The organism is Ochrobactrum sp. MYb379 (assembly GCF_037479515.1).
Lineage (GTDB): Bacteria > Pseudomonadota > Alphaproteobacteria > Rhizobiales > Rhizobiaceae > Brucella.
On sequence record NZ_JBBGYW010000001.1, the window covers coordinates 296,599 to 311,811 of the forward strand.

The following is a 15,213-nucleotide window of genomic DNA, read 5'->3' on the forward strand; positions in this document are numbered from 1 at the left end:
AAAAGGCCGGCGGAATGTTCTCCGCCGGCCTTTTGTTTAGTTTAATTCAACTGCACGAATGCGTCGGTTTTCAAACTTGATACCGATTTTACCTTCAATGAGATCAAGCGCTTTCTGGCCAAAGACTTCACGACGCCAGCCTTGCAGTGCAGGCACATTGGCCTTCTCGCCTTCGGCGGCAATCTTGTCGATATCATCAGAGCTTGCAACGATCTTGGCTGCAACACCGTGCTCTTCGGTAACAAGCTTCAGCAAGACTTTCAGAATGTCTCCAGCAGCGGCACTCCCTTCAGGAGAATGCGATTGCTTCGGCAATTTTGGCAGGTCCTCTTTCGGAATAGCCAGTGCAGCCTGAACGGCAGTCACAAGGCCGCCAGCCTGTGCCGAACGCTCCCAGCCTTTTGGGATCGAACGCAAACGACCGAGCGCTTCCGCATCTTTCGGCTGCTGCTGCGCGATTTCTGCGATCGTGTCATCCTTGATGACACGTCCACGCGGCACATTACGCTCGCGGGCTTCACGTTCGCGCCATGCTGCAACCGACTGCACAATTGCAAGTTCAATCGGCTTGCGCATACGCGTCTTCACGCGCTTCCATGCATCATCTGGATGCAGGTCATAAGTTTCGCGTGCACTCAGCACGGCCATTTCCTCATTGACCCACTCGCTGCGACCTTCTTTCTCAAGCTCATCTTTCAGATAAAGATAAATGTCGCGCAGATAGGTAACATCAGCCAGCGCGTAATCGAGCTGCTTGTCTGACAGTGGACGGCGGCGCCAGTCGGTAAAGCGTGAAGACTTGTCGAGATGCTTGCCGGTGACTTTTTGAACCAGCGCATCATAGGAAATGGCATCGCCAAAGCCGCAAACCATCGCGGCAACCTGACTGTCAAAAATCGGGGTAGGGATGAGATCGCCCAGATGGAAGACGATTTCGATGTCCTGCCGTGCCGCATGGAAAACCTTAAGTACTTTTTCGTCTGCCATCAGGCGGAAGAAAGGTGCAAGATCAAGGCCCGGAGCGAGCGCATCGACCAAAGCGGTATGGTCAGGCGAGGCCATCTGAATGAGGCAAAGCTCCGGCCAGAACGTCGTTTCCCGAATGAATTCGGTATCGACTGTCACAAAGTCGGATTTGGCTAAGGCGGATACGGCCTCTTCAAGGGCCTCTGTGGTCGTGATGAGCTGCATGTTTTTCTTTTTAGAGCGCATCCTGAAAAGTGTGAAGCGGTTTTCGGTTAAGATGCGTGTTTAAACAAAATATTCAGAGACGGCCCGCTTGTCGTGCCGCAAGAGTGATATTGCGATGAGATAACACGTAAATAGTGATTTTTGTCGACATATTCTGTCAAGCTGGTTTAACACAGGTAGTGTCGGCTTGACAAAGCGTGATCAAAATGCGCTTTTCCGCCCGAATTGCAGCGCTTTGCTTGCACAAGATTTATAAAGTTCCAAAAGGCAGAAATCATGCACCGTTATCGCAGCCATACCTGCGCAGCCCTTCGCAAATCGGATGTTGGTTCAAAAGTCCGTCTGTCTGGCTGGGTTCATCGCGTCCGTGACCATGGTGGCATCCTCTTCATCGACATTCGCGATCATTACGGTCTGACCCAGATCGTCGCTGATCCTGATTCGCCAGCGTTCAAAATTGCTGAAACCGTTCGCGGTGAATGGGTTATCCGCGTCGATGGTGAAGTCAAGGCGCGTACCGGCGAAGCCGTAAACGCAAACCTGCCGACCGGCGATATCGAAATTTTCGCAACCGAGATCGAAGTTCTGGCCGCAGCCAAGGAATTGCCGCTGCCCGTGTTCGGCGAACCGGATTACCCGGAAGACATTCGCCTCAAGTACCGTTTCCTCGACCTGCGTCGTGAAACGCTGCATAAGAACATCATGAGCCGCACAAAGATCATTGCAGCGATGCGTCGCCGCATGACCGAAATTGGCTTTAATGAATTTTCGACGCCAATTCTGACGGCCTCGTCGCCAGAAGGCGCGCGCGACTTCCTCGTGCCGAGCCGTATTCACGAAGGCAAGTTCTACGCGCTGCCGCAGGCTCCGCAGCAGTATAAGCAGCTTCTGATGGTTGCCGGTTTCGACCGCTATTTCCAGATCGCGCCTTGCTTCCGTGATGAAGATCCGCGTGCAGACCGTCTGCCGGGCGAATTCTACCAGCTCGATCTTGAAATGAGCTTCGTTACTCAGGAAGAAATCTGGGAAACGATGGAACCTGTCATGCGCGGCATCTTTGAAGAGTTTGCCGAAGGCAAGCCTGTCACGCAGCAGTTCCGCCGCATCGCTTATGATGATGCAATCCGCACCTATGGTTCAGACAAGCCAGACCTGCGTAACCCGATTGAAATGCAGGCAGTGACCGAGCATTTTGCTGGTTCCGGCTTCAAGGTCTTTGCGAACATGATCGCAAACGATCCCAAGGTCGAAGTCTGGGCAATTCCGGCAAAGACCGGTGGCAGCCGCGCATTCTGTGACCGCATGAATTCATGGGCACAGGGCGAAGGTCAGCCGGGTCTCGGCTACATCTTCTGGCGCAAAGAAGGCGATAAGCTCGAAGGCGCAGGACCGATTGCCAAGAACATTGGTGAAGAACGCACAGAAGCGCTTCGCGAGCAGCTTGGTCTCGGCGATGGCGATGCTTGTTTCTTCGTGGCTGGTCAGCCATCGAAGTTCTACAAATTCGCAGGCGACGCCCGCACGCGCGCTGGTGAAGAATTGAACCTCGTTGATCGTGAGCGCTTTGAACTTGCTTGGATTATCGACTTCCCGTTCTACGAATGGGACGAAGACAACAAGAAGCTCGACTTCGCACACAACCCGTTCTCAATGCCGCAGGGTGGGATGGAAGCACTGCAAACGCAGGATCCGTTGTCGCTCAAGGCTTACCAGTACGATCTGGTCTGTAACGGCTTTGAAATCGCTTCCGGTTCGATCCGTAACCAGCTGCCGGACGTCATGGTTAAGGCGTTCGAACTGGTTGGCCTCAGCCAACAGGACGTGGAAGAGCGCTTTGGCGGTCTCTATCGTGCATTCCAGTACGGCGCGCCTCCACATGGCGGCATGGCTGCCGGTGTTGATCGTGTGATCATGTTGCTCGTTGGCGCAAAGAACCTGCGCGAAATCTCGCTGTTCCCGATGAACCAGCAGGCGCTCGATCTTCTGATGAACGCACCTTCGGATGTTTCGACCGCGCAGCTGCGCGATCTGCATATTCGTCTGGCGCCGACGCAGAAAAGCTGATCGGTTCAGATATGAAATCAAAAAGCCCGGTCGCGAGATCGGGCTTTTTCTTTGGCCTTATAAACAAGCAAAAGAAAACCCGGTGAGCAGAGCGCACCGGGTTCGTTGAATTAGTATCAGATCAATCAGTTGTTGGCTTCAACTGCGACCTTCAGAAGTGGAATGATCTTCGTTGGATCGAGTGATGCTGTCGCAACGATTGATGCAAAGCTAACCGACTGGTCAGGCGTAGCCGAAATCGTCAGCGACTTTGGATCGTCGAAATACTTTTCAGCCGCGGTCTTCAACTGCTGAGCAAATTCCGGGTTCTTGAGCTGTGTAGCCATAAGCGGAACCATCATTTTCAGCTGTTCGCCAAGCGTTTTGCCGTCAGAACCCTGCTGCTTGCCGTAATAATCTAGCAGCTTCTGCGTGAGGGTTTCATTGTCAAAGCGGATTGTCAGGTTCTTAAGGCTCAGCTGTTCAGCAAGACCGAGAATAGCCAGACCAGCAGCGTCCTTGTCGGCATCTGCCTTTGTCATGTTCTGCTGGGTTTTCTGAACGGCTTCAAGGAATGCAACATCATAGCCGGCAAGCGCACCGGTGATGTCGATTTTGCCGAGTTCCTTTGCACTGATCTCGAACTGGTCGAGGGATGCGTCGCCAGACTTCGGCAACCACGTGCCTTTAGATGTAACTGAACCGTTGAAGGTATTCATGTCGAGCGGCGCAAGTGGGTTCTTGCCATCCTTCTCGAAGGTAGCGTCAATATCTGCAATGGTCAGCGCGTAGTCGATTTTCTCAGAGCGATTGGCGGCCCCCAGCGTTGCTTCGAAACCTTTGACCGTTGCACCATCCGTGCCCGGTGTTCCAAACGCCATTTCATCTATCTTCATCTTTTCGTAGAGAACCATCTGGTTGAGCGCGCCTTCAGCCTTTTCAGATGGAATCGAGATGTTTTCCATCGAGATACCCTTGATGGAAACTTTGTCGTTCTTGTTTGCTTCGCCCGCAGGGATATCAATGTCAGCAACAACTGCTTTTTCAATGCTGTAGCCGCCGTCTGATGTATCCTCAACGTTTTCGAGGGTAATGTCGCCGAGAGCTATTGCCTTGTCGGAAACAGTTGCAAGCTTGATCTTCGTGCCTTCAAGCACAATGTCGGAGCCATCAGCTTTGACATTGGCAAAGCTCAGTTCTCCGCCCTGCTTGGCATACATTGCCTTGAGGCGTTCAGCGACGGCATTGGCATCGGCGGCCATAGCTACGCTGCCAAATACCAACGAAAGTGCCGTGCTTGCTGCAAATACGCGCGCGGCCTGCTTACTAAGAACGAAAACCTGCATTTATTGGCTCCTGATCATTCGGTAAAAAATTCAAATGTCTACATAAGCTTTTACGAAAGGAAAAACAGCCCGTTTCGCTTTTCCTGTGTTCCTTGTGGCAAAAACCACGATAATTTCTCTATACAGGAGCAATGACGGCATATTTGCGACGAATGTACTGGATTGGTTCTCATCACTACTTGCTGACGAATCGCGCAATTGGTACTGAGAATTATGGGTAAAAGTCTGATTCCGCCGGGCGACGGCGAAGAACACATCGAACGGGTCGATCTCAAGTCTGCGCTTGAAGAACGCTACCTCGCTTATGCGCTGTCCACGATCATGCATCGTGCGCTGCCGGATGTGCGCGATGGTTTGAAGCCGGTTCACCGCCGTATTGTGCACGCGATGCGTCTGCTGCGTCTTAATCCTGATCAGGCCTATGCAAAATGCGCGCGTATCGTTGGTGATGTGATGGGTAAATTCCATCCGCACGGCGACGCCTCGATTTACGATGCACTGGTGCGTCTCGCGCAGGATTTTGCCGTTCGTTATCCGCTCGTGGACGGGCAGGGTAATTTCGGCAATATTGACGGCGATAATGCAGCTGCAATGCGTTACACCGAAGCGCGAATGACAGAAGTGTCAACGCTGCTGCTCGAAGGCATCACCGAAAACGCCATCGACTTCCGCCCGACTTATAATGAGGAAGACGAAGAACCCATCGTCCTTCCGGGTGCATTCCCGAACCTGCTCGCCAATGGCTCGGCCGGTATTGCGGTCGGCATGGCGACCAATATTCCGCCGCATAATGTGGCGGAGCTTTGCTCATCCGCGCTGTATCTCATCAATCATCCCGATGCGAGCGTCGAAGAACTGATCACTTCGCCTGCGCAGTGGGAAGAGTTGAAAAAGGAAGCGGAGAGTGATCCCACAGCGCTTTTGAAATGTAAGGTGCGCGGTCCTGATTTCCCGACTGGCGGTATTCTGGTCGAGGATCATGCCAATATCGTTGAAGCCTATCGCACCGGTCGCGGCTCGTTTCGTGCGCGCGCACGCTGGGAAAAGGAAGAGGGCAATCGCGGAACTTGGGTGATCGTTGTCACTGAAATTCCGTATCAGGTTCAGAAGTCGCGCCTGATTGAAAAAATTGCTGAGCTTCTTCTGGCGAAGAAGCTGCCGCTGCTTGATGATATTCGCGATGAGTCTGCGGAAGACATTCGCATCGTTCTGGAACCGAAGAACCGCACGGTCGATCCAGAATTGTTGATGGAATCGCTGTTTAAGCTGACTGAGCTTGAGAACCGCGTTTCGCTCAACATGAACGTGCTTTCGCATGGCAAAGTGCCCAATGTTCTTTCGCTTGGCGGCGTGCTCAAAGAATGGCTCGAACATCGCAAGGAAGTGCTGGTTCGCCGTTCCGAATATCGCCTGGCGGAAATTGAGAAGCGACTGGAAATCCTCGGCGGTTTCCTGAAAGCCTATCTCAATCTTGATGAAGTCATCCGTATCATTCGTGAAGAGGATGAGCCGAAGCAGGAGCTGATGCGGTTTTTCGATCTGACGGATAATCAGGCCGAAGCCATTCTCAACATGCGCTTGCGTTCGTTGCGCAAGCTTGAAGAGTTCGAAATCCGTAAAGAATTTGATGGCCTAACAGCCGAGAAATCTGATCTGGAAGGCTTGCTCGCTTCTGGCACGCGCCAATGGAAGAAGATCAGCACTGAAATCAAAGCTGTCCGCGAAAAGTTTGGGCCAGCGACCAAGCTTGGCAAGCGTCGAAGCACCTTTGCTGAAGCGCCAACCCACGATCTTGAAGATATTCATCAGGCGATGATCGAGCGTGAGCCGGTCACAATCGTTGTGTCTGAAAAGGGCTGGTTGCGCGCGATGAAGGGCCATATGGCTGACTTCTCGACACTGGCTTTCAAGGAAGGCGATAAGCTCAAGCTCGCTTTCCACGCTGAGACTACGGATAAGATTCTGTTCTTCACGACGGGCGGCAAGTTCTTCACCATTGGCGCGAATACGCTTCCGGGCGGTCGCGGTCATGGTGAACCGATCCGCATTCTGGTCGATATGGAAAACGATCAGGATATTCTCACCGCTTTTGTCCATGATCCGCAGGCGAAGCTTCTGCTTGTGTCCCATGAAGGCAATGGCTTCATCGTGTCTGAGAATGAAGCCGTCGCCAATACCCGCAAGGGTAAGCAGGTGATGAATGTGAAGGCGCCGGACGAAGCCAAGCTTTGTCAACGTATTTCAGGTGATCACATCGCGGTGGTCGGCGAAAATCGTAAGATGGTCGTCTTCCCGCTTGCTGAAATTCCGGAAATGACCCGCGGCAAGGGTGTGCGTTTGCAGAAATACAAGGATGGCGGCATTTCCGACATTCGTACTTTTGCAATTGCTGACGGTTTGTCGTGGCAGGATTCAGCTGACCGCACATTCAATCGCAACAAGGAAGAGCTTGTTGAGTGGATTGCGGCTCGTGCCTCAGCCGGTCGTACGGTGCCAAAGGGTTTCCCACGTTCGGGAAAATTCTAAAACAAAGGCGGCTTTGATGCCGCCTTTTTATTATCCTTCAAATTTCTGCCATCCACGTGGCCCGAGATGCTCCTGCGGTCTGAACCGCGTCTTATATTGCATCTTCCGTGAGCCTTCGACCCAATAGCCGAGATAGACATGGGGCAAGCCAGCCGCACGTGCACGCTGGATATGGTCGAGGATCATGTAGGTTCCAATGGACCGCTCATGCATATGCGGTGAGAAGAACGAATAGACCATCGACAGACCGTCAGCCATCACGTCGGTAAGAGCGACCGCGATCAGCTCTCCGTCACCCTTGGCGCTGATGAAACTATCCGGCCCGCGTCGGCGATATTCGATAATCTGCGTATTAACGTGGGTGTCTTCGACCATCATCGCATAATCGAGCACTGTCATATCGGACATACCGCCCGAATGGTGCCGTGCATCCAGATAATCGCGGAACAATGCGTATTGTTCGGTGCTTGGTTGCGCCTTGTGCGGACGACCAATCAGATCGCGATTGCGATCCCACACCCGGCGCATGCTTTTGTTCATCTCGAACTCACCCGTCAGGATTCGTACCGAAACGCAAGCGCGGCACATCTCACATGCAGGTCTGTAGGCAATGTTTTGAGAGCGACGAAAACCACCTTGCGTCAGCAGATCATTGATCTCGCTGGCTTTGTCTCCAACGAGATGCGTAAAAACCTTACGTTCCATTTGCCCGTCGAGATACGGGCAGGGCGATGGAGCCGTTAGGAAAAACTGCGGAGACTGTTGCGGTTGATGGGTCATTCAATATCCACGAAACGGCAATACCGAACCATCTCTTTGTGATTTTTATAGGCATGTCTTGATCCCAAAACCGGTTTCCACTTTTGGGAGACATGCTCTAAAGATTGAGCCGGCTGCACAAAACGTCAATAGACATTTTGTGCAGCCGGCCCTGAATTTTTTTGATGCTTGATTATCGATCCGAACGGATGACGGCAGTTCCAAGCAAGAGGTCATGCACGGCACGCTTACGGTCAATGACCAGCGTGGCAAGCAAGATTAGTGGGGTCAGCACTACATTAAGGCCCCAGAATAGAACTGTGTGAACCACAGCCAGCATCGGGTCGACAGTTCCGCCTTCAAGACGAACGATTTTGATGTTCATCATCTGCATGCCTTTGGTGGCCTGCTGTGGTCCGCCCAGCGTGCGCGAAACGTAGAACAGAGCGACGACCGGAAACATGATCGCATAAAGCGCCCAGCCAAGCGACAGTGTGATGATGCCAAGGATGAAAATTACTATGGCAGCCGGAATGCACAATAGAAACACGATGAGATAGTCGATGAGGAACGCCATGATACGACGCGTGCGCACGCCTTCAAAAAATGCGCGGCTTTCGTAACGCGGCCCTATAACTTCGCCGTGTAGAATATGATCGGACATTGTCCCTTCCAGTCGTTAATACGAAAAGCGTTCGGGAAATAAACCGTCCGCTGCTCCGCACGTCGCGGAACAGTCTCAAGGTGGTGCATGAAACAGGCTATTTCAAGGAAATAGCGTTTTGGAAATTAGCTTTGGCTTTTCAGCTTTTCCGCCACATCCAGCGCGAAGTAAGTGAGAATACCGTCGCAGCCCGCACGTTTGAAGGCGAGAAGACTCTCCATCATGACTTTTTCTTCGTCGATCCAGCCATTCATGCCGGCAGCTTTGATCATCGAATATTCGCCTGATACCTGATAGGCATAAGTCGGCAGGCGGAACGTGTTCTTCAGACGATGGATGATGTCGAGATAAGGCATGCCGGGCTTCACCATCAGCATATCAGCGCCTTCCGCCACGTCCTGTTCGGCTTCCCGCACAGCTTCTTCCGGGTTCGCCGGATCGATATAGTATGTCTTCTTGTCGCCCTTCAACAGACCAGCTGTACCGATTGCATCGCGATATGGGCCATAGAAGGCTGATGCGAATTTGGTTGCGTAGGACATGATCGGCACATGGTTGAAGCCATGCGCATCCAGTGCCTGACGAATAGCGCCGATACGACCATCCATCATATCGGAAGGTGCAATCACATCTGCACCCGCCTCTGCTTGAGACAGTGCGCCACGAACAACCATGGCAACCGATTCATCATTGATGATTTCGCCATTACGCAAAATGCCGTCATGACCATGCGTCGTGAATGGGTCGAGCGCTGCGTCCGTGATGATGCCGATTTCAGGCACTTCTTTTTTGATCGCACGCACGGCGCGATTGATCAGATTGTCGGGGCTTGCAACATAAGCACCGTCCTCGGTCTTTACTTCTGCTTTTTCACGCGGGAAGGGCGCAATCGCAGGGATACCAAGCTTCGCGGCTTTCTCTGCCATACGCACAGCCATGTCGACCGAATAGCGTTCTACGCCGGGCATGGCATCGACTGCTTCGGTGACGCCGGTTCCGTAGGTCAAAAAGAATGGCAGGATCAGATCGTCTACCGTCAGATGTGTTTCCTGAACCAGTCTGCGTGACCAGTCGGCCTTGCGCATGCGCCGCAGACGACGGCCTCCGGTCACATCATCGACGTGGCCCGAAATGTTGGCAGGAGAAATGTTGTTCAGACGATCAGTCATATAAATGTTCCCGAGAGAAGAAAGCTTGGGAATCTACCGGTTCGGAAGCTTAGTGTGTGTTGCAGACGGTTTATCACGGGAAAAGTGGCTAAACCAAGCACAATAGCCTGTGCAGGATTGACGCGGGGCTTTTCAGTTTCTACCCATTGAAAGCATTTCCAGCAAAAGTGCGGAGCGGTTTTGCGTAAGATAATGCGCAAGATAGAATGATTAACGTGTTTCGAACCTTCGGTCTTATCTGAAACACTTTGATCATACGGGAGAAAGCGACATGCAGATTGACTTCGGTGGCGGCAGCGAAATCAGCTTTGAACGTAAGGGTAAGGCTGGCCTTGTCAGGCTTACACGCACATCTGCGCTCAATGCTCTTACCCATAAAATGATTCTTGCGCTCGACCGTGCTTTGCAAGCATGGGAATCGGATGATGATGTCGTTGTCGTTATTGTCGAAGGTGAAGGTCGTGCCTTCTGCGCGGGTGGTGATGTTGTGGCCGCTTATAAGGCTGGCCAGGAAGGAACGCCTGCATTTGATTTCTTCCGTGACGAATATCGTCTCAATGCGCGCATTGGACGGTTCCCAAAGCCATATGTCTCTTTGTTGAACGGCATTGTTATGGGCGGTGGCGCAGGTATCTCCATTCATGGCTCGCACCGGATCGTCACTGAAAATACGCTTTTTGCCATGCCAGAAACAGGTATTGGCTTTTTCCCCGATGTGGGTGGAAGCGCGTTCCTGCCGCATCTGCATGATAATTTCGGCTATTATCTCGCTCTAACGGGTAATCGGATTCGCTGGGGCGATTGCCTGCAAAGCGGTATTGCTACTCATGCTATATCAAGCAGCGATCTGGATGATCTGCGCGATGATTTGATTGCAAAAGCCGATATTGATGCGGCTCTGGCGCGTGCTCAATATCCTGATTTCGAAACATCTCCCGAAGCCCGCAACGTGATTGCCGAAAGTTTTGAGCATGCAACGCTTGCTGAATGTATCGAAGCGCTGCAAAAGGCTGCAGCAAATGGCAGCAAGCCTGCAACGGATATTTTGACAGTTCTTGCTACGCGGTCGCCAACCAGTTTAGCGGTGACATTCCGTCAGATAGCTGATGGCCGTGCGCTTGATCTCGATGATTGTATGCGCATGGAATATCGCATTGCATCACGCATGTTGGCAGGGCACGATTTTTATGAAGGCGTTCGGGCAGTTTTGATCGATAAGGACGGGGCGCCAGTCTGGCAGCCTGCGTCGATTGATGAAGTGAAGCCGGAAACGGTCAACGCGTATTTTGCCAATCTTGGCGAGAGGGAACTGAGCTTTTGATGCGTCAGGATGAGTTGCACCAGCATATCCAGCCCAGTGGCACGGAATGGTCTTTCGTATGGTTTATGCGTTTGATCTCTTTGGCTGCGCTTGCGAGCGGCGTTTATTACTGGATTAAGCTGATTGGGGTGCAACCCGGCTTGTTGTGGCGCTTTGATCTGATGCCGTGGCAGTGGCAAACGGCCTGCGTTGCTTTGGCACTCTTGATGCCCGTAGCGGCAACTGGCCTTTGGATGCGTGCGCCGTGGGGGCCGGTTTTATGGGTCGTGGCAGCGCTTGGTGAGATAGCGATCTATTCCGTCTTTGCCCGACACTTCGAATATCGGCCATTGATTGTTGGTTTTAATGCGATCTGCATCCTCATTTATGTTGTCTTCCGCATCATGCTCTTTCTAGAAAAGCGCCGGCTGTCACGCGTCGGTCTTGCCGTCTGAATTGATGTGCTGGTAACAAAACATTAAGCCTGAAATTGCATTTCGCTTGGTAAGCTACTGTTAAGGCTGACTTTTAATTCGAATTTTATGCATCTCGTCTAAATTCCTATCCAGACACGGTGAAAACACCGGCTGAACAGGAAAGAGAGTGACCTCACGTAAGGTTGCTCCGACAGAGAGGCAAAAGACATGATCAATGCACAGCACAGAATGGATGCATCTGCTCCGCTTTTGAATCCCGAAGCAGCGCTCCGCACACTTTATCTTGAAGCATTACAGCTCGTTGAGCGTCTGCATCGTCGTCTGCTCGACGTCATCAAGGATGAGTTTGATCGCGCTGGTCGAAGCGACATCAATGCGACACAGGCGTTGCTTTTGTTCAACATCGGTAATTCCGAACTGACCGCAGGCGAGTTGCGTTCGCGAGGCTACTATCTTGGTTCTAACGTCTCTTACAATCTGAAAAAGCTCGTTGATATGGGCTTTATCAATCATGAGCGTTCAAGCACAGATCGTCGTTCGGTGCGTGTCAGCTTGAGCGATAAAGGCAATGAAATCGCCGATCAGGTGCAGTCTCTTTATCAGCGTCATATTGCTTCTATTGAGCAGGTCGGTGGCATTCAGGTGGAAGAGTTTACAGCCATGAACCGTTCGTTGCAGCGTCTCGATCGTTTCTGGAATGACAGCATAGCGTACCGACTGTAGTATTTTGTTGCAGAACGGTCACAATTGCGCCGGTTAATACGACGAACTGCATGATTGCTAGCTATTTAAGCAGTTGCTGCCTTGAATTCTTGGCGGCGCGACATGAATAAGCCATAAAAACCGACTTATCGGGTTTAATACAGTGCATAATCATGAGCTATTTCTGAGTGCCTTGCATTCGGACGCAACAGGTTAGCCTTTGGGACCAAAACAATGACCAAAACCGACAAGAATATGCTGGCTATGAATGTGGGCCGTCGCAGCTTTCTGCGCGGTGCTGCAACCGCTGGTTTGGCCGCTGCCGCATCTGCAATCGCTCCTGCAGCATTTGCCCAGCAGCAGGCTTTGAATGATATTCTTTCAGCACCGCGTCGCGGTAACTGGGATGACCAGTTTGATGCGCGTGCAACGGGTGGCCAGAAGGTTGCAACCAATCAGCCGGTTATCAGTCAGCAGACGGTTGGCAATCTTCAGTCGGCAATTGCCCAATATGGTGATCTTGCCGCTCGTGGTGGTTGGCCGCAGGTTCCCGGCAGCGCAAAGTTACAGCTTGGCGTCAATGATCCTTCGGTTCAGGCTCTGCGCCAGCGTTTGATCGTTTCTGGCGATCTGCCACGTGAAGCTGGTGTTTCGAGCGCGTATGACACTTATGTCGATGCAGCCGTTAAGCGCTTTCAGTCGCGTCATGGCCTGCCTGCCGATGGCGTTATGGGCCAGTTCACCTACGCTGCAATGAATGTTGATGCGAATACCCGTCTTGGCCAGTTGCAGACCAATCTTCAGCGTCTTTCCGGCATGACACCTGCAAGCCAGACAGAGCAGCGCTTTGTTATGGTCAATATTCCTGCGGCACGTATTGAGGCTGTTGAAAACGGCAGCGTTTCACAGCGCCATACAGCGGTCGTTGGCAAGATTGATCGTCAGACGCCAATTCTTGATTCCAAGATTCACGAAGTGATTCTCAATCCGTACTGGACGGCTCCAAAGTCGATCATCCAGAAGGATATTATTCCGCTGATGCGGAAAAACCCGCAATATCTGGCAAACAACAAGATCCGCCTCTACAATGCGCAGGGTCAGGAGGTTCCGCCGGAAAGCGTTGACTGGAACACCGACGATGCGGTGAAGCTGATGTTCCGTCAGGACCCGGGCAAGATCAACGCCATGTCCTCCACGAAGATCAACTTCCACAACACGCATGCCGTTTACATGCATGACACACCACAGAAGAGCTATTTCAACAAGTTGATGCGCTTTGATTCGTCCGGCTGCGTCCGCGTGCAGAACGTTCGCGATCTGGATGTCTGGCTGTTGAAGAACACAGCTGGCTGGGATCGTCAGAATATTGAAGGCACGATTGCTTCCGGCGTGAATACGCCTATTCAGGTGGTTGATCCTGTGCCGCTGCACTTCGTTTATATCACCGCATGGTCGACTGGTGATGGTGTAGTGCAGTTCCGCGACGACATCTACAAGATGGATGGTTCGAGCGCGCTGGCGCTTGGCACTGATACCTGATCTGAAACTATCTGCAAAAAAGCCGCCCCAATCTATTTCGGGCGGCTTTTTTGTTTCCGGCAGTGCCTTTGGCACCATCATGCCGCATTTTGGAACATGCTTTTCGCTTTGCGGCCATTGGCCTTGCCATTCGAAGTGTGATACTGCGCCTCATCTCTTAGTGCTACGGCCGGCTAACCCGGAGGGTGTGAAACATGACACAAGCCAATACCGCTTTTTTCAACGCAACTCTTGAAGAGATTGATGCCGATATTTTCGGTGCGATCCGCAACGAACTCGGTCGTCAGCGTCATGAAATTGAGCTGATCGCCTCGGAAAATATTGTTTCGCGTGCGGTGCTTGAAGCACAGGGTTCGATCCTCACCAACAAATATGCCGAAGGTTATCCGGGCAAGCGCTATTATGGCGGCTGCCAGTATGTTGACGTTGTTGAAGAACTGGCGATTGAGCGCGCCAAGAAGCTGTTCGGTGCAGAATTTGCAAACGTCCAGCCAAACTCCGGCAGCCAGATGAATCAGGCTGTGTTCCTGGCGCTTTTGCAGCCGGGCGACACTTTCATGGGCCTCGACCTCAATTCCGGTGGTCACCTGACGCACGGTTCGCCTGTTAACATGTCGGGCAAGTGGTTCAACGTTGTTTCCTATGGCGTTCGTGAAGACGATCACCTTCTGGATATGGAAGAAATCGCCCGTCTTGCACGTGAAAACAAGCCGAAGCTTATTCTTGCTGGTGGTACTGCCTATTCCCGTATCTGGGACTGGAAGCGTTTCCGTGAAATCGCTGATGAAGTTGGCGCATATCTGATGGTCGATATGGCTCACATCGCTGGTCTGGTTGCCGGTGGAGTACACCCATCGCCGGTTCCACATGCGCATGTTTGCACCACGACGACTCACAAGTCGCTTCGCGGTCCACGCGGCGGTATGATCCTCACCAACGATCCAGATCTGGCGAAGAAGTTCAATTCTGCTGTCTTCCCGGGCTTGCAGGGCGGACCGCTGATGCACGTGATTGCTGGTAAGGCCGTTGCTTTTGCAGAAGCTCTGAAGCCGGAATTCAAGATCTACGCTCAGAACGTTGTCGATAATGCGCGTGCGCTTTCGGACGAACTGAAGTCGCAGGGCTTGGACATTGTTTCAGGCGGCACCGACAACCACCTGATGCTGGTCGATCTGCGTCCGAAGAATGCAACTGGTAAGCGCGCTGAAGCAGCACTTGGCCGTGCAAATGTCACTTGTAACAAGAACGGCATTCCATTCGATCCAGAAAAGCCATTCGTAACCTCCGGTGTTCGTCTTGGTACACCTGCTGGCACGACCCGCGGTTTCGGCAAGGCTGAGTTCAAGGAAATTGGCTCGCTGATCGCAGAAGTGCTCGATGGTCTGAAAGTTGCCAACTCCGACGAAGGCAATGCATCCGTTGAAGCAGCGGTTAAGGCCAAGGTCATTGCACTGACTGATCGCTTCCCGATGTACGGCTATCAGGGCTAAAACCCTTCAAATTTTGATGAAGCCCCGTTCAACCTTGTTGAGCGGGC

12 protein-coding genes are annotated in these 15,213 nt (G+C 52.3%); 7 read left to right on the top strand and 5 right to left on the bottom strand.

Going from position 1 to position 15,213, the window contains the following annotated elements:
• Positions 1–36: 36 nt before the first annotated feature.
• Positions 37–1,191 (bottom strand): ribonuclease D, encoded by a 1,155-nt coding sequence (gene rnd, locus WH356_RS01510; RefSeq protein ID WP_339508327.1) that lies wholly within the window; start codon positions 1,189–1,191, stop codon positions 37–39.
• Positions 1,192–1,467: 276 nt separating this feature from the next.
• Here rnd and aspS point away from each other — a divergent pair, with 276 nt between their 5' ends.
• Positions 1,468–3,255, top strand: a complete 1,788-nt coding sequence (aspS, locus tag WH356_RS01515; RefSeq protein ID WP_339508329.1) for an aspartate--tRNA ligase — start codon at positions 1,468–1,470, stop codon at positions 3,253–3,255.
• 125 nt (positions 3,256–3,380) lie between these two features.
• Here the strand turns inward: aspS and WH356_RS01520 are convergent, their stop codons facing one another.
• The gene (locus WH356_RS01520) at positions 3,381–4,580 is read right to left on the bottom strand and encodes a hypothetical protein (RefSeq protein WP_339508331.1); all 1,200 of its coding nucleotides are present in this window, start codon (positions 4,578–4,580) and stop codon (positions 3,381–3,383) included.
• Positions 4,581–4,793: 213 nt separating this feature from the next.
• Here WH356_RS01520 and WH356_RS01525 point away from each other — a divergent pair, with 213 nt between their 5' ends.
• A complete protein-coding gene (locus WH356_RS01525; RefSeq protein ID WP_339508333.1) occupies positions 4,794–7,106 on the top strand; it encodes a DNA topoisomerase IV subunit A in 2,313 nt (770 codons plus the stop codon).
• Between the two features lie 30 nt (positions 7,107–7,136).
• Here the strand turns inward: WH356_RS01525 and WH356_RS01530 are convergent, their stop codons facing one another.
• From WH356_RS01530 to hemB, 3 genes are all read right to left on the bottom strand, one after another.
• A complete protein-coding gene (locus WH356_RS01530) occupies positions 7,137–7,886 on the bottom strand; it encodes an arginyltransferase (RefSeq protein ID WP_339508335.1) in 750 nt (249 codons plus the stop codon).
• 172 nt (positions 7,887–8,058) lie between these two features.
• Complete coding sequence (locus WH356_RS01535; protein ID WP_339508336.1) at positions 8,059–8,529, bottom strand: RDD family protein; 471 nt, start codon at positions 8,527–8,529, stop codon at positions 8,059–8,061.
• Between the two features lie 125 nt (positions 8,530–8,654).
• Positions 8,655–9,698 carry a porphobilinogen synthase gene (gene hemB / locus WH356_RS01540; protein ID WP_339508337.1) on the bottom strand — a complete coding sequence of 348 codons (1,044 nt, stop codon included), beginning with the start codon at positions 9,696–9,698 and terminating at the stop codon, positions 8,655–8,657.
• 271 nt (positions 9,699–9,969) lie between these two features.
• Here hemB and WH356_RS01545 point away from each other — a divergent pair, with 271 nt between their 5' ends.
• From WH356_RS01545 to glyA, 5 genes are all read left to right on the top strand, one after another.
• Positions 9,970–11,019, top strand: coding sequence for an enoyl-CoA hydratase/isomerase family protein (locus WH356_RS01545; protein WP_339508338.1), 1,050 nt, complete (start codon positions 9,970–9,972; stop codon positions 11,017–11,019).
• On the top strand, positions 11,019–11,453 hold the full coding sequence (locus WH356_RS01550) for a DUF6163 family protein (protein WP_339508339.1): 435 nt from the start codon (positions 11,019–11,021) through the stop codon (positions 11,451–11,453). The genes WH356_RS01545 and WH356_RS01550 overlap by 1 nt, the downstream gene beginning before the upstream one ends.
• A gap of 189 nt (positions 11,454–11,642) precedes the next feature.
• Entirely contained in the window at positions 11,643–12,158 is a 516-nt protein-coding gene (ldtR, locus tag WH356_RS01555) for a transcriptional regulator LdtR (protein ID WP_250039598.1), read from the top strand.
• Between the two features lie 213 nt (positions 12,159–12,371).
• Complete coding sequence (locus tag WH356_RS01560; RefSeq protein ID WP_339508341.1) at positions 12,372–13,676, top strand: L,D-transpeptidase family protein; 1,305 nt, start codon at positions 12,372–12,374, stop codon at positions 13,674–13,676.
• Positions 13,677–13,870: 194 nt separating this feature from the next.
• A complete protein-coding gene (gene glyA / locus WH356_RS01565) occupies positions 13,871–15,166 on the top strand; it encodes a serine hydroxymethyltransferase (RefSeq protein ID WP_339508342.1) in 1,296 nt (431 codons plus the stop codon).
• The last annotated feature ends 47 nt before the right edge of the window (positions 15,167–15,213 follow it).